General features: G+C 68.1%; 14 protein-coding genes. 12 read left to right on the top strand and 2 right to left on the bottom strand.

Annotated elements, in window-relative coordinates; all coding sequences use genetic code 11:
- Positions 1-30 precede the first annotated feature (30 nt).
- Positions 31-3,843 carry a GH92 family glycosyl hydrolase gene (locus tag LGI35_RS32780; protein ID WP_227297899.1) on the bottom strand — a complete coding sequence of 1,271 codons (3,813 nt, stop codon included), beginning with the start codon at positions 3,841-3,843 and terminating at the stop codon, positions 31-33.
- A gap of 823 nt (positions 3,844-4,666) precedes the next feature.
- Between LGI35_RS32780 and ngcE the strand changes: the two genes are divergently transcribed.
- The 9 genes from ngcE to LGI35_RS32825 all read left to right on the top strand — a co-directional run bounded on the left by ngcE (position 4,667) and on the right by LGI35_RS32825 (position 16,868).
- Entirely contained in the window at positions 4,667-6,079 is a 1,413-nt protein-coding gene (gene ngcE / locus LGI35_RS32785) for an N-acetylglucosamine/diacetylchitobiose ABC transporter substrate-binding protein (protein ID WP_227297900.1), read from the top strand.
- A 7-nt stretch (positions 6,080-6,086) separates the two neighbouring features.
- Positions 6,087-7,148 (top strand): carbohydrate ABC transporter permease, encoded by a 1,062-nt coding sequence (locus LGI35_RS32790; RefSeq protein ID WP_227297901.1) that lies wholly within the window; start codon positions 6,087-6,089, stop codon positions 7,146-7,148.
- Positions 7,145-8,053 carry a carbohydrate ABC transporter permease gene (locus LGI35_RS32795; RefSeq protein ID WP_227297902.1) on the top strand — a complete coding sequence of 303 codons (909 nt, stop codon included), beginning with the start codon at positions 7,145-7,147 and terminating at the stop codon, positions 8,051-8,053. Before LGI35_RS32790 ends, LGI35_RS32795 begins: the two co-directional genes overlap by 4 nt.
- Before the next feature lie 277 nt (positions 8,054-8,330).
- Positions 8,331-9,530, top strand: a complete 1,200-nt coding sequence (locus tag LGI35_RS32800; RefSeq protein ID WP_227297903.1) for an ROK family transcriptional regulator — start codon at positions 8,331-8,333, stop codon at positions 9,528-9,530.
- A 121-nt stretch (positions 9,531-9,651) separates the two neighbouring features.
- Positions 9,652-10,773 carry a sugar ABC transporter substrate-binding protein gene (locus tag LGI35_RS32805; RefSeq protein WP_227297904.1) on the top strand — a complete coding sequence of 374 codons (1,122 nt, stop codon included), beginning with the start codon at positions 9,652-9,654 and terminating at the stop codon, positions 10,771-10,773.
- A gap of 231 nt (positions 10,774-11,004) precedes the next feature.
- On the top strand, positions 11,005-11,796 hold the full coding sequence (locus LGI35_RS32810) for an ATP-binding cassette domain-containing protein (protein WP_227297905.1): 792 nt from the start codon (positions 11,005-11,007) through the stop codon (positions 11,794-11,796).
- Positions 11,793-13,079 carry a sugar ABC transporter permease gene (locus LGI35_RS32815; RefSeq protein WP_227297906.1) on the top strand — a complete coding sequence of 429 codons (1,287 nt, stop codon included), beginning with the start codon at positions 11,793-11,795 and terminating at the stop codon, positions 13,077-13,079. The genes LGI35_RS32810 and LGI35_RS32815 overlap by 4 nt, the downstream gene beginning before the upstream one ends.
- A gap of 225 nt (positions 13,080-13,304) precedes the next feature.
- Positions 13,305-15,230, top strand: coding sequence for a 1-deoxy-D-xylulose-5-phosphate synthase (gene dxs, locus LGI35_RS32820; RefSeq protein WP_227297907.1), 1,926 nt, complete (start codon positions 13,305-13,307; stop codon positions 15,228-15,230).
- Between the two features lie 147 nt (positions 15,231-15,377).
- Positions 15,378-16,868: an amino acid permease gene (locus tag LGI35_RS32825; protein ID WP_227297908.1), complete on the top strand. Its 1,491-nt coding sequence runs from the start codon at positions 15,378-15,380 to the stop codon at positions 16,866-16,868.
- 34 nt (positions 16,869-16,902) lie between these two features.
- On the opposite strand, the gene LGI35_RS32830 is transcribed toward LGI35_RS32825, so the two are convergent.
- Complete coding sequence (locus tag LGI35_RS32830) at positions 16,903-17,991, bottom strand: LCP family protein (protein WP_227297909.1); 1,089 nt, start codon at positions 17,989-17,991, stop codon at positions 16,903-16,905.
- A 331-nt stretch (positions 17,992-18,322) separates the two neighbouring features.
- Here LGI35_RS32830 and LGI35_RS32835 point away from each other — a divergent pair, with 331 nt between their 5' ends.
- From LGI35_RS32835 to LGI35_RS32845, 3 genes are all read left to right on the top strand, one after another.
- Positions 18,323-19,453, top strand: coding sequence for a PLL family lectin (locus LGI35_RS32835; RefSeq protein WP_227297910.1), 1,131 nt, complete (start codon positions 18,323-18,325; stop codon positions 19,451-19,453).
- Between the two features lie 222 nt (positions 19,454-19,675).
- The gene (locus LGI35_RS32840; RefSeq protein WP_227297911.1) at positions 19,676-21,484 is read left to right on the top strand and encodes a stealth family protein; all 1,809 of its coding nucleotides are present in this window, start codon (positions 19,676-19,678) and stop codon (positions 21,482-21,484) included.
- A gap of 46 nt (positions 21,485-21,530) precedes the next feature.
- A complete protein-coding gene (locus tag LGI35_RS32845; RefSeq protein WP_227297912.1) occupies positions 21,531-24,269 on the top strand; it encodes a bifunctional glycosyltransferase/CDP-glycerol:glycerophosphate glycerophosphotransferase in 2,739 nt (912 codons plus the stop codon).
- The last annotated feature ends 19 nt before the right edge of the window (positions 24,270-24,288 follow it).

Genomic DNA, 24,288 nt, shown 5'->3' on the forward strand with positions numbered 1-24,288 from the left:
AGGCTCAGCGGCGCTGCCCGGCGTACGGGGCTAGCCCAGCAGCTCCACCTCCGCCACCGTCGCCGCCCCACCGGTGAACACCAGCCGGTAGTGCTTGTACGTGCCCGGCTTGCTCACCGAGAACGCCCGCGTCTGCTTGTCCCAGGAGAAGGACTCGCCGGACCGCTGGTCCAGCGTCTTCCACGACGAGCCGTCGGCCGAGGCCTCCAGCTTCCAGCCAGCCGGGGCCTTCGCCTTGTCGTCCGACGTCAGCGTGTACTGCACGGCCTTCGCGCCGTCCGTGCCGACGGGCAGCTCCACCGACTCCGAACTCGCGCTCGTCGCCGAGGAGTTGTCGAACAGCGGACCAGAACCCGTGATGGCGTCCTTGCGCGGCGACGGCACCTTGTCGTCCTGCGTGATGGAGACCGGCGCCGCGTTCTTGCCGGTGCCCCACTTCGACGGCTTCGGGCCCATCGCGAACTCCAGGACCCCGCCCTTCGCGACGACCGAGTGCGGCAGCGACGTCGACGTCCAGTTCTTGCCGTTGACCTTCAGCCCCTGCACGTAGATGTTCTTCGCGCTGTTCTTGGGAGCCTTGACGACGAGGTCCTTGCCGTTCTCCAGGTGCAGCGTCATCTTCGTGAACTGCGGGGAGCCGATGGCGTATTCACCGCTGCCCATGACCAGCGGGTAGAAGCCGAGCGAGGAGAAGAGGTACCAGGCCGACTGCTCGCCGTTGTCCTCGTCGCCGTGGTAGCCCTGGCCGATCTCGCTGCCCGTGTAGAGCCGCGACATGACCTCGCGGACCTTCTCCTGCGTCTTGTACGGCTGGCCCGCCGCGTCGTACATGTACGTGATGTGGTGCCCCACCTGGTTGGAGTGGCCGTACATGCCCATCCGGACGTCACGCGCCTCCGTCATCTCGTGGATGACTCCGCCGTACGAGCCCGCGACCTCGTTCGTCGCCGTCTCCGGGGTGGCGAAGAACGTGTCGAGCTTCTTGGCGAGACCGTCGCGGCCGCCGTAGAGGTTGGCGAGCCCGCGCGAGTCCTGCGGGGCGGTGAAGGCGTAGCCCCAGGCGTTGGTCTCCGTGTAGTCGTAGCCCCAGATGCGCGGGTCGAACTTCGACGACTCGACGCGCCAGTCGCCCTTCTCGCTCTTGCCCTGGAAGAAGCCCGCCTTCGGGTCGAACATGTTCACGTAGTCGCGGGCCCGGTTGAGGAAGTACTCCGACTCCTCCTTGTAGTGCTTCTCGCCGGTCTTCTTGTAGAGGGCCTGGCCCATCTGCGCGATGCCGTAGTCGTTGAGGTAGCCCTCGAGCGCCCAGGACAGACCCTCGTGGGTGTCCGTGCTCGTGTAGCCGAGGAACGGCGAGGTCTGCATTCCCTTGCGGCCCACGCCGGCCGCGGGCGGCACTACGCTCGCGTTCTTCAGAGCCGCCTTGTACGCGGCCTCCGCGTCGAACTTGACGCCCTTGACGTACGCGTCGGCGAACGCGACGTCCGACGACGTGCCGGTCATCAGGTCCGCGTAACCCGGCGAGGACCAGCGCGAGATCCAGCCGCCGTCCTTGTACTGCTGCACGAACCCGTCGACGAGCTCGCCCGCCTTCTTCGGCGTCAGGAGCGAGTACGCGGGCCAGGTCGTGCGGTAGGTGTCCCAGAAGCCGTTGTTGACGTACGGCTTGCCGTCGACGATCTTCGCGCCGGTGTGGGTCGGGGTGTCCGGACCCGGCATCGGCGAGAACGGCGAGGCGTACTGGTACTTCGAACCGACCTTCTCGAAGCCGGAGTTGGGGTACAGGTACAGCCGGTACAGGGACGAGTAGAGGGTGGTGCGCTGGTCGGCCGTGGCGCCCTCCACCTCGACCTTGTCGAGGAGCTTGTCCCACTGCGCGCGGGCGCTGTCCCGCACGGAGGAGAACGACGACCCGGACGGCAGCTCCTGCGCGAGGTTCGCCTTGGCCTGGTCGATGCCGATCAGGGACGTCGCGAGGCGCAGGGTGACCGCCTTGTCGGCGCCCGGCTTGAAGCGGAGGTAGCCCTTGGGGCCGGTGGAGTCGCCGCCGGTGACCGGGGTGTCGAAGACGCCGTAGACGAAGAGCCGGGTCGCGCCCGCGGAGAGCCCGGACTTCACGTCCGAGTAGCCGGTGACGATGCCCTTGTCCTTGTCGAGCGTGAGGCCCGCCTGGTCGGAGACGTTGTCGAAGATCACGCTCGCGTCGTCACCGGGGTAGGTGAACCGCAGCATCGCCGCGTGGTCGGTCGGCGTCATCTCGGCCTTGAGGCCGTTCTCGAAGCGCACCCCGTAGTAATAGGGGCGGGCCGTCTCGTTCTCGTGCTTGAACGGCAGCGCGCGGCCGGTGCGGGAGGTGTCCGGGGTGCCGGACGCCGCCGACGGCATCATCTGGAACGTCTGCCGGTCGCCCATCCAGGGGCTCGGCTCATGGCTGGCGCTGAACGCCTCCATCGTCGGGAGGTTGTCCGCGTTGTTGTCTCGACTGTAGTCGTAGAGCCAGCTGAGCGAGCCGGCGTTGGTCACCGGCGTCCAGAAGTTGAAGCCATGGGGCACCGCGGTGGCCGGGAACGTGTTGCCACGCGAGAAGCCGCCGCTGGAGTTCGTGCCGCGCGTCGTGACCGCGTAGTCCGACAGATGCGCCTTCGGCGGCTCGGGCTTCGCGGCCTTCAACGCGATGTCGTCGACCCAGCCGCGGAACTTCGCCGGGCCCTTCGGCGAGTCGTACGCCACCAGGATCCGGTCGACGGTCTTGCCGGCCGCGACCGAGCCGATGGAGGACGCGACGGCGTTCCACTGGTTGACGTAGAGCCGCTTGGCCGCGCCCTGGCCCTGCGGCGTCAGCAGCCCGCCGTTGCTGTCGGTGGCCTTCAGGTCGCTCAGATAGGTGCCGTCGGTGAAGGCGAGGTCCACGGAGACGTTCGTGGCGTCGTAGTCGCGGTCGCCGTCCGCCATCGACGGGAAGATCTTGTACGAGAGCTCCGTGTCACGGGCGACGGCCACGTCGACGTCGAAGACCTTGTTGTACGAGTAGGCGCGCGCGTCGGCCTTGTGCGTGCCCGCGTAGCGCAGGGCCTTCTTGCCGGTGAAGCCCGCGCCGGCCTTGGCGGTGGGGGAGCCGCTGGGACCCTTGTCGACCAGGGACAGCATGTCGTCGGGCGTCGTGGGCGAGCCGGTGTCGGCGGTGGCCAGCTGCAGGTCGGCGAGCTGCGTGGCGTCGTTCGCGCCGTTGTTCTTGGTGAACTCGATCCGGAAGTGCTGGTACTCGGCCGGATTCTGGAGGTCGTACTTCTTGGTCTGGAAGCGGTCGGCGAAGCTCTCCCCGGTGCGGGTGTCGAGCGTCGTCCACTCCTTGCCGTCGGTGGAGCCCTTGAGGGTCCAGTCCTTCGGGTCGCGCTCGGCGTGGTCGTTGGCCGACGTCAGGGCGTACGTCGTGATCTTGGCCGGCGCGTCCAGGTCGTACTCGACCCAGGCCGTGGGCTCGAAGGAGAGCCACTTGGTGCTCGACTCCCCGTCGAGGAGGTTCTCCTTGGTCTCACCGCCGCCCGCGTTCTCGTCGCTGGCGCGGACGTCCGTGACGTGGCTGTTGACATTGCCCGGCAGCCCGCCGCTGTCACCGCCGTCGACACCGGACGACCGCTTCGTCCCGTCTGCGGTGGTATCCACGGTGTTCAGCCAGGTCGGCGCGGGATCGCCCGTTTCGAACGAGGAGCTGAACTCGCGGTCGGCGTGCGGCTGTTGGCCGGGCGACGCGGCGGACGCTCCCTGGCCGGCGGCGACGAGCGCGAGTGAGGCCGCCCCCAGGGCGGCCGTGGTGGTGAGTCTGTGTCTGGATCTGCCATGCATGCGCGAGCACCCTCCCGGAGCGAGACAACGTTGTCAATTCGCAGCGCAAGGTCCAGTAGGGAGGTAAGTCGCCTGCGGTGTCAAGGGTGTTGGGATCGACGGGCTGGGCGGGTGGGACGAGAAGACTGGCTCGACCATCCATTAAGCGAGGTCATCCATCGTTCGGAGCGCGCATGGGCCACTCATGGGTGCCTCATATATCCGAGAGGTCTCAACTCGGGAAAGAACGCCCTCCAAACCTGCATTTGATCTTGCCCAGTTAACGTGAAGTGGACTATACCTGTCGGCGTCTGGCCCGGACCGTACACAGACCGAGGCCGGGCCCGGGGGGACGGGGGGAAACGGCAGGGGGTGGCTCAAGCGTCCCCGTATCCGTGTCTCCCCCCGCGCACCCCGGTCCTCACGCACCACCCAGCTCCATCTGCGTTCCCCCTCAGCAGGGGCACAACACAGCACATCACCGCGGTGCCGGGGAGGATCCGGTTCACCGCCTGAGTCCTGGAGAAGGCGAGGACTTGAGCATGGGATCCACCCCTGGCGTAGGCCATCGCGATCTGATCAAGCGGAGCGAGACTGCCGCTCCGGCCGCGGCCCCGGCGACTGCTTTTCCGACATCACTCAGCTGATCACCATCGGTGCCGCCGAGCGGCTCCGAGACGACGGCGAAACGCCCCGATGTGCATCTCCGCCAACAACTCAGGCGGAGACCCACACCAGGACGCGCTAAAGAGAGAGAAGTGCGGCAAGCGCATGGCCAACCTGGCCCGGCAGCCGAACTCGCAGCAAACCCGTATAGATCCAATCGATCAGTGAGGATGCAGAGATGACCATTCGTGCCGGCTCTCTTGACAGGCGGACGCTCCTGCGCGGGGCGATCGCAACTGCAGCCATGGGTTCGTTCGCGGTTGCGTGTGGCTCTCCCTCCAGCAAGGACAACGGTGATGGCGGTGGCGGCCCGAAGGGCACGAAGGGGGCCAAGAACCCGTTCGGTGTCGCCGCGAACTCCAAGGTCGATGCGGCCATCTTCAACGGTGGCTACGGCACCGACTATGTCGACTACGTCAACCAGGTCTTGGGCAAGCAGATCAAGGGCGCCAAAGTCGTCGTCAAGCCGGTCGTCGACATCGCCCCCGAACTCCAGCCCCGCTTCGTCGGCGGCAACCCGCCGGACCTCATCGACAACTCCGGCGAGGACCAGATCGGCTTCCTCGGCATCCTCGACCAGCTCGAGGAGCTCGACGACGTCCTCGAGGCCAACAACTACGAGGGCAAGAAGATCGCCGACACCGTCTACCCCGGCGTCAAGGACCCCGGCACGTTCAAGGACAAGTTCGTCGCTCTGAACTACGTGATGACCGTGTACGGCGTCTGGTACTCCAAGACGCTGTTCGAGGCGAACGGCTGGACCCCGCCGAAGACCTGGAACGAGGCGCTCGACCTCGGCGCGAAGGCGAAGAAGAAGGGCAAGTACCTCTTCGTCCACGGCAAGGAGGCGGCGACCTACTACCGCACGCTCCTCATCGACTCGGCGATCAAGGAGGGCGGCGACGAGGTCCGGCTCGCGCTGGAGAACCTGGAGAAGGGCTGCTGGTCGCACCCGGCCATCCAGGGAGTGATCAAGGCCATGGAGACCATGGTCAAGGAGAAGATGTTCGTCCCCGGCGGCTCCGGCACCCAGTTCCAGAAGGCGCAGGCGATCTGGAGCAACGACCAGAAGGCGCTGCTCTACCCGTCCGGTGGCTGGATCGAGAACGAGATGAAGAAGGCCACCAAGGCCGACTTCCAGATGACCGGCTTCCCGTCGATGACGCTCACCGACAAGCCGAAGATGCCCTACGAGTCGCTGCGCGCGGCCGCGGGCGAGCCGTTCATCGTGCCCAAGCAGGGCAAGAACCCGGCCGGCGGCAAGGAAGTGCTGCGGGCGATGCTGTCCAAGGACGCGGCCGCCAACTTCTCCAAGACGAAGCTGGCCCCGACGATCGTCAAGGGCACCGTGCCCGCCGACGGTTACGGATCGTCCGCCCTCGTCTCGCAGACGAAGATGCTGGAGGCCGCGGGCACCAACATCTTCACCTACAACTTCGTCGAGGCCTACGGCATGAACACCGACCAGCTGGTGCCGTGGAACTCGTTCCTCTCCGGTGACCTCGACGCCAAGGGCCTGACCTCGGCGCTGCAGAAGATCTCCGACAAGGTCAGGGAAGACGACTCCATCGACAAGATCAAGGTCAGCTAGCAGCGCGATGAAAGACAAGACCACCACCTCCGACACCGCGAGCAGCCGGCCCACGCCGGCCGCTCGCGGCGGGCGGCCCCGACGCCGCAAGCTCACCTTCGACCGGGTGACGTTCTTCCTCGCGTTCCTCGGTCTCCCGCTGGCCATCTTCGTGGTCTTCGTCCTGTACCCCTTCGGTCAGGCGATCTTCTGGGCGATGACCAACTGGCGCGGTTTCAGCCCGAACTACGATTTTGTCGGCCTCGACAACTTCACCAAGATGTTCCAGGACGACGTCTTCCTGAAGGCGCTGCGCAACGTCGCCCTGCTGGCGGCCTTCGTGCCCTTGGTGACGTTGACGCTCGCCCTCGGGGTCGCGGTGGCCATCACGTTGGGCGGGCCGAGCAAAGGGCCCGTCCGGGGGATCAAGGGCGCGTCGTTCTACCGGATTGTCTCGTTCTTCCCCTACGTCGTTCCGGCGATCATCGTCGGTCTGATCTGGGCGCAGATGTACGACCCGAACGCCGGCCTGGTCAATGGCATCCTCACGTCGCTCGGCCTGGACCACTTCAAGGAGTTCGCCTGGCTGGGCGAGCAGGCCACCGCGATGCCGGCCCTGATGTTCGTCATCGTCTGGGGGCTCGTCGGGTTCTACGCGGTGCTCTTCATCGCCGCCATCAAGGGAGTTCCCGCCGAACTGTACGAGGCGGCCAGGATCGACGGAGCCGGCCGGTTCCGGATGACGATCTCGGTCACTCTGCCGGCGATTCGGGACAGCGTGCAGACGGCGTACGTCTATCTGGGTATCGCCGCCCTCGACGCGTTCGTCTACGTACAAGCCATGCTGCCGAACGGTGGGCCGAACAACTCGACCCTGACGATCAGCCAGCGGCTGTTCAACATCGCTTTCGCGAAGCAGCAGTTCGGACTCGCCACCGCGATGGGGGTCGTCCTCGCCGTCGTCACTCTGGTGTTCGCGGCTCTGGTGTTCGCCATCAACCGCCTGACCGGCGGTGGCGAGAGCGAGGGCGGTAAGAAAGCGCGTGGGTCCAAGGCTCGGCGTGCGGGAGCCATGGGAGGTGCCCAGTGAGCGTCATAGCCGCCGACCGGAAGCAGGCCAGTGAGCAGAAGCGGGCGAGCGACCAGAAGCTGACGAGAGCCGTCGCGGGCAGCGACCGCAGGTTCGCGGTGATCGCGCACGGCCTGCTGATCCTGTGGTCCGTGATCGTGATCCTGCCCATGCTGTGGGTACTGGTGTCGTCGTTCAAGACGACCAAGGAGATCCTGTCGTCGCCGTTCGCGCTGCCGGATCACTGGCAGTTCGACAACTACACACGCGCCTGGAGCGACGCGAGCATCGGGAAGTACTTCCTGAACTCGGTGATCGTCGTGGTCTGCGCATTGGTCCTGGTGATGCTGCTGGGCGCGATGTGCGCCTACATCCTGGCCCGGTTCCAGTTCCCGGGACGTCGGCTGATCTACTACGTGATGCTCGCCGGGCTGACTTTCCCCGTCTTCCTGGCGATCGTGCCGCTCTTCTTCCAGCTGCAGAACTTCGGGCTGCTCAACACGCGCCCTGGACTGATCCTCACCTACGTCGCGTTCGCGCTGCCGTTCACGATGTTCTTCCTCTACGCGTTCTTCCGGTCTCTGCCGCATGACGTGTACGAGGCCGCGCTGATCGACGGTGCCGGTGACTGGCGGGCGTTCTTCCAGGTGATGCTGCCCATGGCGCGGCCGGGCATGGCGGCGGTGGCGATCTTCAACTTCCTGGGCCTTTGGAACCAGTTCCTGCTGCCGGTGGCGCTCAACACCGACCAGAACAAGTGGGTGCTGACCCAGGGGATGGCCGCCTACGCGTCCTCGCAGGCCTACGGCATCGACTACGGTGCGCTGTTCGCGGCGATCGTGGTCACGGTGGTGCCCGTACTGATCGTGTACATCATCTTCCAGCGCCGGATCGCCGGTTCGGTGTCGCAGGGCACCTTCCGCTGACGCCCACCGTCGCGCCGCAAGGCCGACGCCATCACGTGACCGCTGCTTCACCCGTTGCGCACAGGGGTCCGGCCCCGGAGAGCTGTCTCTCCGGGGCCGGACCCTTGTGCGCGGCCGATGGAACCGATTTCTGTCAAGGGCTTGACGACATGGGCCCCTTCAGCGGAGCTTGGAGTTCATAACTTGTACAAGGCCCGGGCACTCTCTGTGTGACGCGGGCCACGGACGGCTCACTCAGGGGGGCCGCCCGTCAACGGGCTAAGGGTGGGATGAGTCAATGGAGACTCCGGGGTCGCAGTCGTCGCTGCATCGGGCCAATCTCGAGCGGGTCGTACGCGCCGTGCGGCTCGCCGGATCGCTCACGCAGGCGGAGATCGCGAGGACGACCGGCCTGTCCGCGGCCACGGTCTCCAACATCGTCCGTGAGCTGAAGGACGGCGGCACGGTCGAGGTCACCCCCACCTCGGCGGGCGGCCGGCGTGCCCGCAGCGTCTCGCTGAGCGGGGACGCGGGCATCGTCATCGGCGTCGACTTCGGCCACACCCACCTGCGCGTGGCGATCGGCAACCTCGCCCACCAGGTGCTCGCCGAGGAGGCCGAGCCCCTCGACGTGGACGCCTCCGCGGCGCAGGGCTTCGACCGGGCCGAGGAGCTCGTCGAGCGGCTCGTGGCGGCCACCGGCGTGGACCGCACGAAGGTCGCGGGCGTCGGGCTCGGCGTGCCGGGCCCCATCGACGTGGAGAGCGGCACGCTGGGCTCCACGTCGATCCTGCCGGGCTGGACCGGCACCAAGCCCGCCGAGGAGATGAGCAGGCGCCTGGGCGTGCCCGTGCACGTCGACAACGACGCCAATCTGGGCGCCCTCGGCGAGCTGGTCTGGGGCAGCGGGCGCGGCGTGAAGGACCTCGCGTACATCAAGGTCGCCAGCGGTGTCGGCGCCGGGCTCGTGATCGACGGGAAGATCTACCGGGGGCCCGGCGGGACCGCGGGCGAGATCGGGCACATCACGCTCGACGAGTCCGGCCCTGTCTGCCGCTGCGGCAACCGCGGCTGCCTGGAGACCTTCACCGCCGCCCGCTACGTGCTGCCGCTCCTGGAGTCCAGCCACGGCACCGGACTGACCATGGAGTCCGTCGTGCGGCTCGCGCGGGACGGCGACCCGGGGTGCCGGCGGGTGATCGCCGATGTGGGCCGTCACATCGGCAGTGGGGTCGCGAATCTCTGCAACCTGCTCAACCCGAGCCGGGTCGTCCTCGGTGGTGATCTGGCGGAGGCCGGAGAGCTGGTCCTGGGGCCCATCAGGGAGTCCGTGGGGCGCTACGCGATCCCCAGCGCGGCCCGCCAACTGTCCGTTCTCCCAGGGGCGTTGGGCGGACGCGCGGAGGTGCTCGGGGCGCTGGCCCTGGCGCTCAGCGAGATGGGCGATTCGACCCTTTTGGACGGATCTCTGTCCGTGGCCGCACCTGCCTTCACTTAGAGAACGCATGACACCGTTGCCATCTCGTTAAGGATTTACTCCTTGACGCCGGGGTTGCGGCCGAGTTGACTTCCCGCTACCTCGGCCGCAACGTCGCGGCCTCGTCAGGGAGGTTTCTGAAGTGAACACGCGTATGCGTCGTGCCGCCGTTGCGTTCTGTGCCACTGGTATGGCCGTCTCTCTCGCCGCTTGCGGCAGCGCCAAGGAGTCCGGCGACAAGGACAGCGGCGACAAGGCGAGCTCCAAGAAGGGCGACGCCATCACCGTCGGCCTGCTGCTGCCGGAGAACCAGACCGCGCGCTACGAGAAGTTCGACAAGCCGATCATTGAGAAGCAGATATCGACGCTGACCAATGGCAAGGGCAAGGTCGAGTACCTGAACGCCAAGCAGGACGCGACCGTCCAGTCGCAGCAGATCGACACGATGATCACCAAGAAGGTCGACGTGCTGATCCTGGACGCGGTCGACTACAAGGCCGTCGCCGGCGGGGTGAAGAAGGCCAAGGACGCGGGCATCCCCGTCGTCGCGTACGACCGCCTGGCCGAGGGCCCGATCGAGGCGTACACCTCGTTCGACAACACCGAGGTCGGCAAGACGCAGGGCGAGGCGCTGCTGAAGGCCATGGGCGACAAGGCCAAGCCCAGCTCCAAGATCGTCATGATGAACGGCGCGATCACCGACCCGAACGCGAAGCAGTTCAAGGACGGCGCGCTCTCGGTGCTCAAGGGCAAGGTGAACATCGCCAAGTCCTACGACACCAAGGAGTGGAAGCCGGAGAACGCCAACCAGAACATGGAAGGCGCCATCTCCGCGATCGGCAAGGACAAGATCGCCGGTGTCTACTCCGCCAACGACGGCATGGCGGGCGGCATCATCACCGCGCTCAAGGGCGCGGGTCTGAGCAAGCTCCCGCCGGTCACCGGCCAGGACGCCGAGCTCGCGGGTGTGCAGCGGATCGTCACGGGCGACCAGAACATGAGCGTCTTCAAGTCGTACCCGCAGGAGGCCGAGACCGTCGCCAAGATGGCCGTCGCCGTCGCCAAGGGCGAGAGCCTCGACTCCATCAAGACCGGCACGGTCGACAGCGGCACCGAGAAGGGTGTCCCGTCCGTGATCGTCCCGGTGGTCTCCCTGACCCAGGACAACATCAAGGACACCGTCGTCAAGGAGGGTTACTACACCCTCGACGACATCTGCACGGCCAAGTACAAGGCCGCCTGCGACAAGATCGGCCTGAAGTAACCAGGCCGGAGTCGCCTCGGCAACTCCCTTGTCCTGCACGGGACTCGAGCGCACCTTGAAGGAGCGCCCCGTGTGTGCACGTCCGGCGCCCCGCCGCCGACAGCCCCGCAAGCTCAACGGCGGGGCGCCGGACGCAGTGACGTACGACAGCACCATCCCCGCACGTACGCACCCCCCTCTCAGTCTTTCTGTTCAACCTCCCGCCGGGTCAGGCCTTTGGCGGCGAAGGAGATGGTTCACGTGTCCGCTACGCCCGTGCTGGCGTTGCGCGGAGTCTCCAAGCGATTCGGTGCCGTCCAGGCGCTCACCGATGTAGAGCTTGAGGTCCACGCCGGTGAGGTGGTCGCCCTGGTCGGCGACAACGGTGCCGGAAAGTCCACCCTTGTCAAGACGATCGCCGGTGTGCACCCCATCGATGAAGGTGTCATCGAGTGGGACGGCAAGGCGGTCGCGGTCAACAAGCCGCACGACGCCCAGAACCTGGGCATCGCGACCGTCTACCAGGACCTCGCGCTGTGCGACAACATCGACGTCGTCGGCAACCTCTTCCTGGGCCGTGAGCTCAAGCGCCGCGGTGTCCTCGACGAGGTCGAGATGGAGCGCCGCTCCAGGGAGCTGCTCGACACGCTGTCGATCCGCATCCCGAGCGTGCGCATCCCGATCGCCTCGCTCTCCGGCGGTCAGCGCCAGGTCGTGGCCATCGCCCGCTCCATGCTCGGCGAGCCCAAGCTGGTCATCCTCGACGAGCCGACGGCCGCCCTCGGTGTCGAGCAGACGGCGCAGGTCCTCGACCTCGTCGAGCGGCTGCGCGAGCGCGGCCACGCGGTCATCCTCATCAGCCACAACATGGCCGATGTGAAGGCCGTCGCCGACAAGGTCGCCGTCCTGCGGCTCGGCCGCAACAACGGCGTTTTCGAGGTCAAGACCACCTCGCAGGAAGAGATCATCTCCGCCATCACCGGCGCCACGGACAACGCCGTGACCCGTCGTGCGGCGCGCACCAACGCGGAGGCTCAGAAGTGAGCATCGAAAAGACCGACAAGCCGCAGGCTCCCGTGGACGCCCCGGCTGTCGCCGGCGACGCGAGTGTCGCCATCGACCCCCGCCTCCTCGTGCGCGAGCAGGGATTCGCGGGCTACATAAGCGAGTTCAAGCGCAAGATGCGCGCCGGTGACCTCGGCGCCACCCCGGTCGTCATCGGCCTGATCGTCATCTGCGCGATCTTCCAGAGCCTCAACTCGGCGTTCCTGGGCGCGGAGAACCTGAACAACATCTTCGTCGCCATGGTCGCGACGGGCATGATGTCGGTCGGCATCATCTTCGTGCTGCTGCTCGGTGAGATCGACCTCTCGGTCGGCTCCGTCTCCGGTGTCTCCGCGGCGATCACGGCCGTGATGAGCGTCACCCACGGCGTCAACGAGTGGGTCGCGGTCCTCACCGCCCTCGCGGCCGGTGCCGTCATCGGCGCCCTGCACGGCTTCTTCTTCGCCCGGATCGGCGCTCCCGCGTTCGCCGTGACCCTGGCGGGCCTGCTGTTCTGGAACGGCTTCATGCTCCAGATCCTGGGCTCCAACGGCACGATCAACATCGACGGCGACGGCGTGGTCGGCAAGCTCACCACGTACTACTTCTCCGATGTCGCCGCCGCCTACGGGCTCGCGGTCGTCGCGGTCGCCGGCTACTTCCTGTCGGCCTTCCTCGGCAACCGGCGCCGTGAGGCCGCCGGGATCCCGTCCCGCCCGCTGAGCGAGCTCGTGCTGCGCACGGTGCTCCTCGCGATCGCGGCCTTCGCCGTGGCGATCATGTTCAACCAGTACAAGGGCCTGCCGCTCGCCGTGCTGCTGTTCGCGATCGTCCTGGTCGCCAGCGACTTCGTGCTGCGCCGCACCTCGTACGGCCGCAAGATCTTCGCGCTCGGCGGCAGCGTCGAGGCGTCGCGCCGCGCCGGTATCAACGTCACGGCGATCCGCGTCTCGGTCTTCGCCGTCGCGGGTCTGTTCGCGGCGGTCGGCGGCCTCTTCTGGGCCTCCAAGATCGCGGCGGCCAACCAGAGCGCCGGTTCCGGCGACCTCCTGATGAACGTCATCGCGGCGGCCGTCATCGGCGGCACCAGCCTCTTCGGCGGCCGGGGCCGCACCTGGAACGCCCTGCTCGGTGTCCTCGTGATCACGTCGATCCAGTACGGCCTGGCCCTCCAGGGCATCGCCACCCCGATCCAGTACATGATCACCGGCGGCGTGCTCCTCGCCACGGTCGTCATCGACTCGGTCACCCGCAAGACGCAGAAGTCGGCGGGCCGCGCCTAGGGGTTTTCGCCCCTGCGGCCCCGTACCTCCCTGATCCTGTGCCCGGCGCCAATGACGACGCCGGGCACAGTCATGTCATGAGGGCGTTACCGAACGTGCGTACCCCTTGGATGCGGCCGATCGCGTGATGTACAACGCACAGCCCGGGCGCGGCGCGCCAAGGCGGAACATTAGACTCGACAGGCCCGGCAAAAGCTCGAACAGCTCTATCGCAAGGAGGCACGGGTGCCGCTGCTGACCCGCATCACGGGACCGCGCGATCTGGACCGGCTCAGCCAGGAACAGCTGGACCAGCTGGCCGGCGAGATCCGGACCTTCCTGGTCGACGCGGTATCCAAGACCGGCGGCCACCTCGGCCCCAACCTCGGCGTCGTCGAGCTCACCATCGCGCTGCACCGCGTGTTCGACTCGCCGAAGGACCGAGTGCTCTTCGACACCGGTCACCAGTCCTACGTGCACAAGCTGCTCACCGGCCGCCAGGACTTCGGCAAGCTGCGCACCAAGGGCGGCCTGTCCGGCTACCCCTCGCGCGCCGAGTCCGACCACGACGTGATCGAGAACTCGCACGCCTCCACGGTCCTGGGCTGGGCCGACGGCCTCGCCAAGGCGAACGAGGTGCGCGGCAAGGACGACCACGTCGTCGCCGTGATCGGCGACGGAGCGCTCACGGGCGGCATGGCCTGGGAGGCCCTGAACAACATCGCGGCCGCCAAGGACCGCCCCCTCGTGATCGTCGTCAACGACAACGAGCGCTCGTACGCCCCCACCATCGGCGGCCTCGCCAACCACCTGGCCACCCTGCGCACCACGGACGGCTACGAGCGCTTCCTGGCCCGCGGCAAGGACCTCCTGGAGCGCACGCCGGTCGTCGGCAGGCCGCTCTACGAGACCCTGCACGGCGCCAAGAAGGGCCTCAAGGACTTCATCGCCCCGCAGGGCATGTTCGAGGACCTCGGCCTGAAGTACGTCGGCCCCATCGACGGCCACGACATCGAGGCCCTGGAGTCGGCCCTGGCCCGCGCCAAGCGGTTCGGCGGACCGGTCATCGTGCACTGCCTCACCGAGAAGGGCCGCGGCTACAAGCCCGCCGAGCAGGACGAGGCCGACCGCTTCCACGGCATCGGCCCGATCCACCCGGACACCGGCCTGCCCATCAAGGCCTCGGCCGCCAGCTGGACGTCCGTCTTCGGCGACGAGATGGTCAAGCTCGGCCACGACCGCGAGGACATCGTCGCGATCACCGCCGCGATGCTCCAGCCCGTCGGCCTGAAGAAGTTCGCCGACGCGTTCCCGGACCGCATCTACGACGTCGGCATCGCGGAGCAGCACGCCGCCACCTCGGCCGCGGGTCTGGCGACCGGCGGGGTGCACCCGGTCTTCGCGGTCTACGCGACGTTCCTCAACCGCGCCTTCGACCAGGTCCTCATGGACGTCGCGCTGCACAAGTGCGGTGTCACCTTCGTCCTGGACCGGGCCGGCGTCACGGGCGACGACGGCGCCTCGCACAACGGCATGTGGGACATGTCCATGCTCCAGGTCGTCCCCGGCCTGCGCCTGGCCGCCCCGCGCGACGCCGAGCAGCTGCGCGCCCAGCTGCGCGAGGCCGTCGAGGTCGACGACGCGCCGACCGTCGTCCGCTACTCGAAGGGCGTCGTCGGACCCGCGGTCCCGGCCGTCGGCAAGGTCGGCGCCATGGACGTGCTGCGCAGGCCGTCCGCGGCCAAGCCGGACGTGCTGCTGGTCTCCGTCGGGGCGCTCGCCCCGATGTGCCTGGAGATCGCCGGACTCCTCGACAAGCAGGGCATCACCACGACCGTCGTCGACCCGCGCTGGGTCAAGCCGGTCGACGAGGCGCTCGCGCCGCTCGCCGAGCAGCACCGCGTCGTCGTCACCGTCGAGGACAACTCCCGCGTGGGAGGCGTCGGTTCGGCCGTCGCGCAGGCCCTGCGCGACGCGGGCGTCGACGTACCGCTGCGTGACTTCGGCATCCCGCCGCGCTTCCTCGACCACGCCTCGCGCAAGGAGGTCATGGCCGAGATCGGCCTCACGGCCCCCGACATCGCGCGTCAGGTCACCGGTCTCGTCGCCAAGCTGGACGGCCGCTTCGAGCGCGCGACGGCCACCGACGCGGTGGAGCCCGCGCGCGACTGACCCGCACAGACTGCTCCATGGGCCGGTCCCACCACCCCGCAAGGGTGGTGGGACCGGCCCATTCGCGTGAATGCGCCCGCGCCGTGGCATACGGAGACATAGCCCCCTCGATCATGTCGAGGACGACGATGCGTGGGAGGTACGACCGTGAGCAGCACCCTCTTCAGGACGAAGAAGGTCGAACAGTCGATCTTGGACACTGAGGAGCCGGAGCACGCACTCAAGAAGTCGCTGTCCGCTCTGGATCTCACCGTGTTCGGTGTCGGTGTCATCATCGGCACCGGCATCTTCGTCCTCACCGGCAAGGTCGCCAAGGAGAACGCGGGGCCCTCGGTGGCCCTGGCCTTCATCGTGGCCGGCGTCGTCTGCGGCCTGGCCGCGCTGTGCTACGCGGAGTTCGCGTCCACTGTCCCGGTCGCCGGATCCGCGTACACCTTCTCGTACGCGTCACTGGGCGAACTCCCCGCCTGGATCATCGGCTGGGACCTGGTCCTCGAGTTCGCGCTCGGCACGGCGGTGGTGGCCGTCGGCTGGTCGGGCTACGTGCGCTCGCTGCTGGACAACGCCGGCTGGCATCTGCCCATGTCGCTGAGCGGGCGGGACGGGGCCACGGGGTTCGGCTTCGACATCCTCGCCGCCGCCCTGGTCCTGGTGCTCACCGTCATCCTCGTCCTGGGGATGAAGCTCTCCGCCCGCGTCACCTCGGTCGTCGTCGCCATCAAGGTGGCCGTCGTCCTCATCGTGATCATCGCGGGGGCCTTCTTCGTCACGGCCGACAACTACAAGCCCTTCATCCCGGAGGCGCAGAAGCAGGTGGAGGGTGCCAGCATCCAGTCCCCGCTCGTGCAGCTGATGTTCGGCTACGAGCCGACCAACTTCGGCGTCATGGGCATCTTCACCGCCGCCTCCGTCGTCTTCTTCGCCTTCATCGGCTTCGACGTCGTGGCCACCGCCGCCGAGGAGACGAAGAACCCGCAGCGGGACATGCCGCGCGGCATCATCGGCTCCCTGATCATCTGCACCACGCTCTACGTGGCGGTGTCGATCGTCGTCACCGGCATGCAGAGGTACAGCGAGCTGTCCATCGACGCCCCGCTCGCGGACGCCTTCAAGGCGACCGGGCACCCCTGGTACGCGGGTGTCATCAGCTTCGGCGCCGCGGTCGGCCTGACGACGGTCTGCCTGATCCTCCTCCTCGGCCAGACCCGGGTGTTCTTCGCGATGAGCCGTGACGGGCTGCTGCCGCGCTTCTTCTCGGTCGTCCACCCGAAGTTCAAGACCCCGTACCGGCCGACCATCCTGCTCGGCGTGATCATCGCGATCCTGGCCGGGTTCACCAGCCTCAGCGAGCTCGCGGAACTGGTGAACATCGGCACGCTCTTCGCGTTCGTCGTCGTGGCGCTGGGCGTCATCATCCTGCGCCGCACCCGCCCCGACCTGCCCCGCGCCTTCCGCACCCCCCTGGTGCCGTTCCTCCCGATCCTGTCGGTGATCGCGTCCCTGTGGCTGATGCTGAACCTGCCCGCGGAGACCTGGATCCGCTTCGCCGTCTGGATGCTGATCGGCTGCATCGTGTACCTCGCGTACGGGCACTCGCACAGCCGGCTGGGGCGGCAGGAGGAGGCGGGCCTGCAGTAGGGGCCGCCGGGTCCGGGTCGTGTCTGACGCCGGGTCAGCCGCCCTGCGCCGGGGACTTCTTGGCGGACTCGGGGATCTCGCCGCCCGTGCGGATCGCCTTCCACAGCTGCGTGGCCTGGGGCTCGGCGGCCACGACGCGGTTGGGGTCCGCGGTGTCGTACCGCACCGGCAGCATGATCGTCTCCATGGTGGCCGGGTCGACGCCGTGCATGCTGCGGCTGAACTCGGCCAGGGACTTCAGTGACGCGAGGTCGGAGTCGGTGGTCAGCGACGAGGTGAGGCTGTCCGCGATCTTGAACGTCTTCGTCGGGCTGCCCAGCAGATCCTGCTTCTTGACCTCGCCGAGCAGCGCGATCATGAACTGCTGCTGGAGGCCGATGCGTCCGAGGTCGCTGCCGTCGCCGATGCCGTGCCGGGTCCGCACGAAGGCCAGCGACTGGGTGCCGTTCAACTTGTGGGTGCCCGCGCTCAGTTCGAGGCCGCTGGACTTGTCGTGGATCGGCTTGTCGACGGTCACGGTGACGCCGCCTATCGCGTCGACGAGTCCCTTGAACCCGGAGAAGTCGATCTCCATGAAGTGGTCCATGCGCACCCCGGACATGGCCTCGACGGTCTTGACCACACAGGCCGGACCGGCGAGCGAGTACACGGAGTTGAACATCACGCGCTTCGCCGAGGGGATCTCGGAGCCGTCCGACTTGGTGCACTCGGGGCGGGTCACCAGGGTGTCCCGGGGGATGCTGACGGCGGTGGCCCGCGTGCGGCCCTCGGGTATGTGCATCACCAGCGCGGTGTCGGAGCGGGCGCCCGCGACCTTGCCGGTGCCCAGGTCCGCGTTGTCCCCGGCGCGCGAGTCCGAGCCGAGGACCAGGATGTTCTGACCGCTGGTCGGAAGCTTCTCGGGACGGTCGTCGCCGATCGCCTTGTCGAGGTCGACCCCGCTGATGTTGCCGTTGAGATCGCTGTAGAGCCAGTAACCCGTGCCGCCGACGACGAGCGCGAGGACGAGCAGGGACAGGAGCACGATCCTGCCGGTGCGGCGCTTCTTCGGAGCCTTGCGGCTGCGCTTGCCGGGCGAGCTCCGGCGGGACGGCGGCACAGCGGTGCTCAGGTCATGGCTCATCGCGGGGTGTCCTCGCAACTAGTGCCCGGTGGGCAGGGGCAGCAGACAGACCGCGGAGAACCGGGTCTGTGCCGCGCGGCTGACGCTTGGTTGGGACTGAACTATAGACATGTACTCGAAAACTCTTATGAGTGAAGTGCCCGGTTGGTCAGGGGAGCTGGGGCCGCGCGGGGCCGTCCCGGCACCCTCCCGAGCCCGCCGGAATGGCTGCCACCTGTGACTTTTCCTGTGCCGATGGAACAGGGGTACGGGCGTTCGTACAGGCATATGATGTGTCGAATTCTGGAATGATCTGTGAACGCCGGGCTCGGCGCGGGAGGGGACGGCACACATGCGCGGTAGAGGTGCGCAGACGGTGGACCGGCGGACCCGATCCGGCGTCGACGTCGAGGAGCGGCCCCGGGCGGCATCCGCGGCGGCGGCGGCCACGGGGTCGTGGCTGCTGCGGGGGAACGACGACCGCCTCACGGTGTACGCGCTCGTCGACGGTGGCGTCAACCGCTGGACGGAGACCGCCGTCGGCAGCGGGCGCTGGACCCGGCCGGACTTCTTCCCCGTCGCAGGACTGACCTCCCTCACCGTCGTCCAGGGCGCGAACCGCTATGCGCACTTCCTCGGACGCAGGGAGAAGCGGCCGAGTGGCGGCGCCGCGAAGGTCGACCTGGTCTACGCCGTGCAGTACCAGTCGGGACGGACGCTGGGGGAATGGCGTTCCCTGGGCAACCCGTACCGCGACGCGAGGGACGCGGCGACGCTCGGCGACCCGGCCGCGGCCGTCGACGGACAGGGCACGGTCCATGTCTTCGTCTCGGGCGGCGCCGGCGGCGTCATGGTGCGCCGGGAGTCCAAGAGCGGGGCGTGGGAGGCGTGGCAGGACCTGCGCGGTGGTGAGGTCGTGGGCGGGCTCGCCGCCGCGGCGACCTCTGCCGGACCGGTCGAACTCCTCGCGCCGGGGCGCAGGTCGGTGATGCGCTGGGTGCAGATGGAGCAGGGCGGGGACCTGCGCCGTGCGCAGGACCTCGTGCCTGCCCCGGTGCCCGGTTCGGCGGCGCTCCTGGAGACCGGCCCCGGGATCTTCACCGCGTACTGGAGTGAGCAGAGCGGGACCGGCGTCTACGCGCAGCGGCCCGGCGAATGGGCTTTCCCCGTGGGCGGAGCCCCGGGGGAGGGACCCCATTCCACGCTGCGCGCCCTCGTCGACGGTTATGACTGCACGGTCCTGGCCCACCAGGGGCACACGGGAACGGCCGTGCTGGGCGTCTGCGGCACCGGTGGTGAATCCGCCGGACTGTGGTGGACCGACACGGGGGTGGCCTGTGCCGGCACTCCCGCTCTGGCATTGGACGGGCGGGGGCGGGTCGTCATGGCGACGGTCGCCACGGACGGCAGCGTTCTGGTGAGCCGGCAGCGTCCGGAGCCCGGGCTCACTCTGTCCGACTGGGACCGCCTGCCCGGCAATTGAGCCTTCCTCTACACCAAACTCCACGGCATGGCTAGACCTAAAAAAGGTTGTACTGGCCGAAAGTGATGATCCTCACCCCTCCTCGTGACGCTTAGTTGAAGCCTTGACCTGTAATTTGGGTAAAGGTCGTGTGAGAGTCCGGTGAATGCCCGGTAAGCGGGTCGTCGCGGTGGCGCAAGTGCCACGAGCCCGGGGCTGCAAGGTGGGGACGGTGGTTGCCTCGTGGGTGGGTCGGACAACCCTGAGTCCGGTGCGCTGGTTTCGGCGTACCGGTCCGCGGTCCCGGTCGGCGCCAGGCAGCGCATCGTCCGCGGTGTACCGACCCCGGTCCGCAAGGCCGTGAAGTCCTCGCTCAACGTGGCCGACACCGTCCGTTCCGCGACAGTCGTCTGGGCCATGGGGGGCAAGCGCAGGGCGCCCCGCCACAGCGCCGCCTACAGCCAGCGCGTCGTCCGTGTCGGGCGCCGCCACATGCGCGCGCTGACGGTCGCCGGCGCCACGGACTGGGCGGCCAGGGCCCGCAACCTGAACATCGTCGTCTCGGTCCTGGACGCCGCGGGCATCGACTACTTCTGCGTGCGGGGTACGGCCAACGGGCTGCCGGCCGTGGCCATCCCCGCCACGTCCCGCCCGGCCGCCGAGGAAGTGCTCCAGCTGGCCTTCGCGCAGGCACCCGGCTATGTCGGTCCGGCCGGCGGCGACGAGGCACGGATGGAGCCCGGCGACGAGGAGCGGTCGTGGCGGGCGCTGCGCAAGAACAAGGTGCTGCGGGTCGCGTGGTACGTGTGCGACCCGACCCAGCAGCTCGTCTTCGGCGCGGCCGCCGGCTGCGACCTCGAAGTGTGGGCCGAGCGTGACGGGGAGCTGAAGGCTCCCCGCGCCAACCGGGTCATCGACGCCGTCCCGGTGGACGCCCCCCGCAAGTCGGCGCCCCAGCGACTCTTCAGCCCCATACCTCCCGCGTACCACACGGGCGATGCCCGCACGCTGCCCGAGTTCTCCGTGCAGCTCCCCGAGGACCACCAGTTCCCCATCGACGTCGTCTACACCTGGGTCGACGACTCGGACCCCGTCTGGCGGGCGCAGCGCGACCGGATGCGCCAGGGGTTCTCCGGGGACGAGCTGCACGAGCAGGCGGCGAACGACGCGCGCTACACCAGCCGTGACGAGCTGCGCTATTCGCTGCGGTCGCTCCATCAGAACGCGCCCTGGGTGCGCAACGTCTACCTCGTGACGGCGGGGCAGGTCCCGTCCTGGCTCAACGTGCGGCACCCGAACCTCCGGGTGGTGGACCACCGGGAGATCTTCTCCGACCCCGCCGCCCTGCCCACGTTCAACTCCCATGCCATCGAGAGCCAGCTGCACCACATCCCCGGGCTCTCGGAGTGCTTCCTCTATCTGAACGACGACGTGTTCTTCGGGCGGCCGGTGACGCCCGCACATTTCTTCCACCCGAACGGCATCACCAAGTTCTTCACGTCGCCCGCACTGATACCCGGCGGCGGAATCGCCTCGACCGATCTTCCCGTCAACGCCGCCGGGAAGAACAGCCGCTGGCTCATCGCGCAGAAATTCGGCACCGCCATTTCCCAGAAGATGAAGCACACACCGCACGCGCTGCGCGGGAGCGTGCTCCAGGAGATCGAGGAGACCTTCACGGAGGAGCACGCCGCGACGCAGCACTCGCGCTTCCGCTCTCCCGGTGACGTCCCGATCGCCTCGTCGCTGCACCACTACTTCGCCTACCACTCCGCGCGGGCGACCGTGGGCGACATCCAGTACCGGTACATCGACCTCTCGGCCGACCTCGCCGAGCGGCGCCTGAACACACTCCTCGCCAACCGGAACATGGACACCTTCTGCCTCAACGACACGGTCGAATCCGCCGATCCGGAGCGGCAGAAGGAAATGCTGGCGAGTTTCCTCGACGCGTACTTCCCGGTGCCCAGCCCTTACGAAGTGCCGGAACACGTGAACATTCTCGAACAGAGCGCGGATCTCGACGAACTCGTGAAGGCCGCCGACCGATGAGATCACCGTCCCCCGTCGCACCGTCCGCGAGTGGGTCCCGCCGCGCATGAATTCCTATGACGTCACGCTGGTCGTGCCGGTCTACAACGTGGAGCAGTACCTCCAGGAGTGCCTGGACTCCATCGCGGCGCAGACCGTCTTCGAGCGCTGCGAGGTCATCCTCGTCGACAACGGCAGCAGCGACGGTTCGTACCGGCTCTGCGCGGACTTCGCCCTGCGGCATGCCAACGCGACGGTGCTCGTGCGCCACGGGGGCGGCGCCGGAGCGGCGCGCAACCTCGGGATGGACCGTGCGACCGGTGCGCGCATCACCTTCTGCGACTCCGACGACGTGCTGCCGCCCACTGCCCTCGAACGCATGCTGGACGCCTCGCTCACCACCGGCGCACAGGTCGTCGTGGGCGCGATGGAGACGTTCCCCAAGCCGACCCGCTGGGCCTGGAAGGACCACTTCGGAAAGGGCGACCGGACGTTCGCGAGCATCGCCGAGGCGCCCGAACTGGTGCACAGCGCGAGCGCTTGCAACAAGCTCTTCGACCTGTCCTATCTGCGTGCTCACCGCATCCGCTTCGCGGAGGGCGTCCACTTCGAGGATGCCTACGTCGGCGTCACCGCCCTCGTTCTCGCCACCCGTCTCGCCCTGGTCGACGCGTGCGTCTACAAGTACCGCAAGCGCGCCGCGGGGAACTCGACCATGGACGCCATCTGGACCCGGCGGCAGAACTACTGGGACCACCTCCAGCTGGTGGAGTACCTGCACGGGCTGGGAGCGTCCGTCCCCGCGCCGTCCCGGGCCGTGCTCGACCTCTTCCTCGTACGGAGCTATCAGGGCTTCGCGCTGCGGGCGCCCGACCTCTTCCAGGGGGCGGAGCTGGAGGAGATCTACGCTCGGTGCCGCGCCGTCTACTGGAACGTCTCTCCCGACGTGATCGTCGCGGCCACGGCCGACGGTCGCCACCGGGTGGCCTACCACGCGTTCCTCACCGGGGACTTCGGCCTCTTCGCCGACCGGGCGGCCAGGCTGCACCGGCTGTCCGTGCGCGACGGCCGGCCCTACTTCGTCGACGCGGCGCCGGACGGGCTGTCGTCACTGGTCGAAGCAACGCCCTTCACCGCCCATGTGGAGCACGTCCGCCGTCTGCCCGGCACCAGGATGCTGCGCATCTCCGGCCGTTTCGAGGTCTGCGGGATGCCGTTGGTCCGGCCGCTGCCCGGACGGCTCGGCCTGCGCGTGCGGGGGAGCCGCCTCAGCGCGCCCGCCACGCAGGTCCGCCGGCGCGACATGAAGAACCTCCGGCCCGACACGGAGTGGGGCGGCTTCACCGCCGACCTGCCCCTCGACGCCCTGCGGCCGGGCGCGCACGATCTCGAATTCGTCCTGGACGTCGAGGGCGGCCAGACGGTCACCCCGTGCCTGGTCGCCGCGGGCTTCCTGCGCGGGGCACGCGTCGTGCGGCACCGGGGGACGCGGGTGGTGCCGCACTGGCGGGGGAGCAACCGGGCGATCCTCATGGTCGTCGGCACCTCGCGCGGGCTCACCCGGCGCATCCGCGGCGGCCTGCTCGCCAAGGACGCCAAGCACGTGCTGCGCAGACGGCCGTTCTGGAAGCAGCGCCTTGCGCGCCTGCTCACGAAACCCCTGTTCCTCGGCAGGGACATCCGGCTGTTCGGCGAGCGCGGAGACACCGCGCAGGACAACGGCTGGCACCTCTTCCGTCATGAGCGCACCGCCGGGAAGCGCCGCGGGGCGTACTACGTCATCCGGGCCGGCAGCCCCGACCGTACGCACCTGGCGGGCCTCGGGCATGTCGTCGCGCACAGCTCCTGGAAGCACAAGCTGCTGATGCTCCACGCGTCCGCGCTGATCAACGCGTACGACATCGACACCTACATGCTCCCCGACGGCTGGGACCGGACCCGCTATCTCAAGCACCTGAACTGGCGGGTGGGCGCCCGCCGGGTGTTCCTCCAGCACGGTGTGACGGACAAGGACGTGAGCAAGGGCCTGCACCGCAACCGCACGGGCGTCGACCTCATCCTCGCGGTGAGCCGCCACGAGGGGGAGTTCCTGTCGGCCGAACTCGGCTACGAGGGACAGGTGGCGGTCACCGGCTTCCCGCGCTTCGACGCGCTGGTACCCGACCGCGGCGGGCGCCGCATCCTGTTCATGCCGACGTGGCGCGCCTACCTGACCGTCCCCTCGTACAGCCGTGACGGCGGTGGCGAGGCGAAGCAAGCCATGCGGGACCGGTTCCTCGCCTCCACCTACCGGGACTTCATGGCCCGATTCCTCAACGACCCGAGCCTCCTGGCCGCCCTGGAACGGTACGACTACACCCTGGACTTCCTGCCGCACTACGAAATGCGCGCGGTGGTGGGCGAGATGGCGCCGGACCACGAGCGGGTCCGCATCATCGACCAGAACGAGATCAGCGTGCAGGACGCGATGCGCGGCTGCGACCTCTTCATCACCGACTGGTCCTCCACCGCCTTCGACGTCGCCTACCTCGGAACTCCCCTCGTCTACGCGCAGTTCGACGCCGAGGAGTACTGGGACGGGCATTACCGAAAAGGCTATTTCGACGCCCACCGTGACGGCTTCGGCCCGGTCGGGGAAACCGTCGAGGACGTGGTGGGCGAAGTGATCCGCTACGTGCAGCGCGGCTGCGAAAGAGAACCTGAATACCTGCGCAGGGTCGAGAAGTTCTTCGAGCACCATGACCAGCAGAACAACGTGAGGGCGTCGGAAGCGATCGAACGTCTCATTCGGGGGTCGAACCATTGATGTGGCGTGTCAGGAGGAA

Origin of the sequence: Streptomyces longhuiensis (genome assembly GCF_020616555.1) — a bacterium.
GTDB classification, from domain to species: Bacteria; Actinomycetota; Actinomycetes; order Streptomycetales; family Streptomycetaceae; genus Streptomyces; species Streptomyces longhuiensis.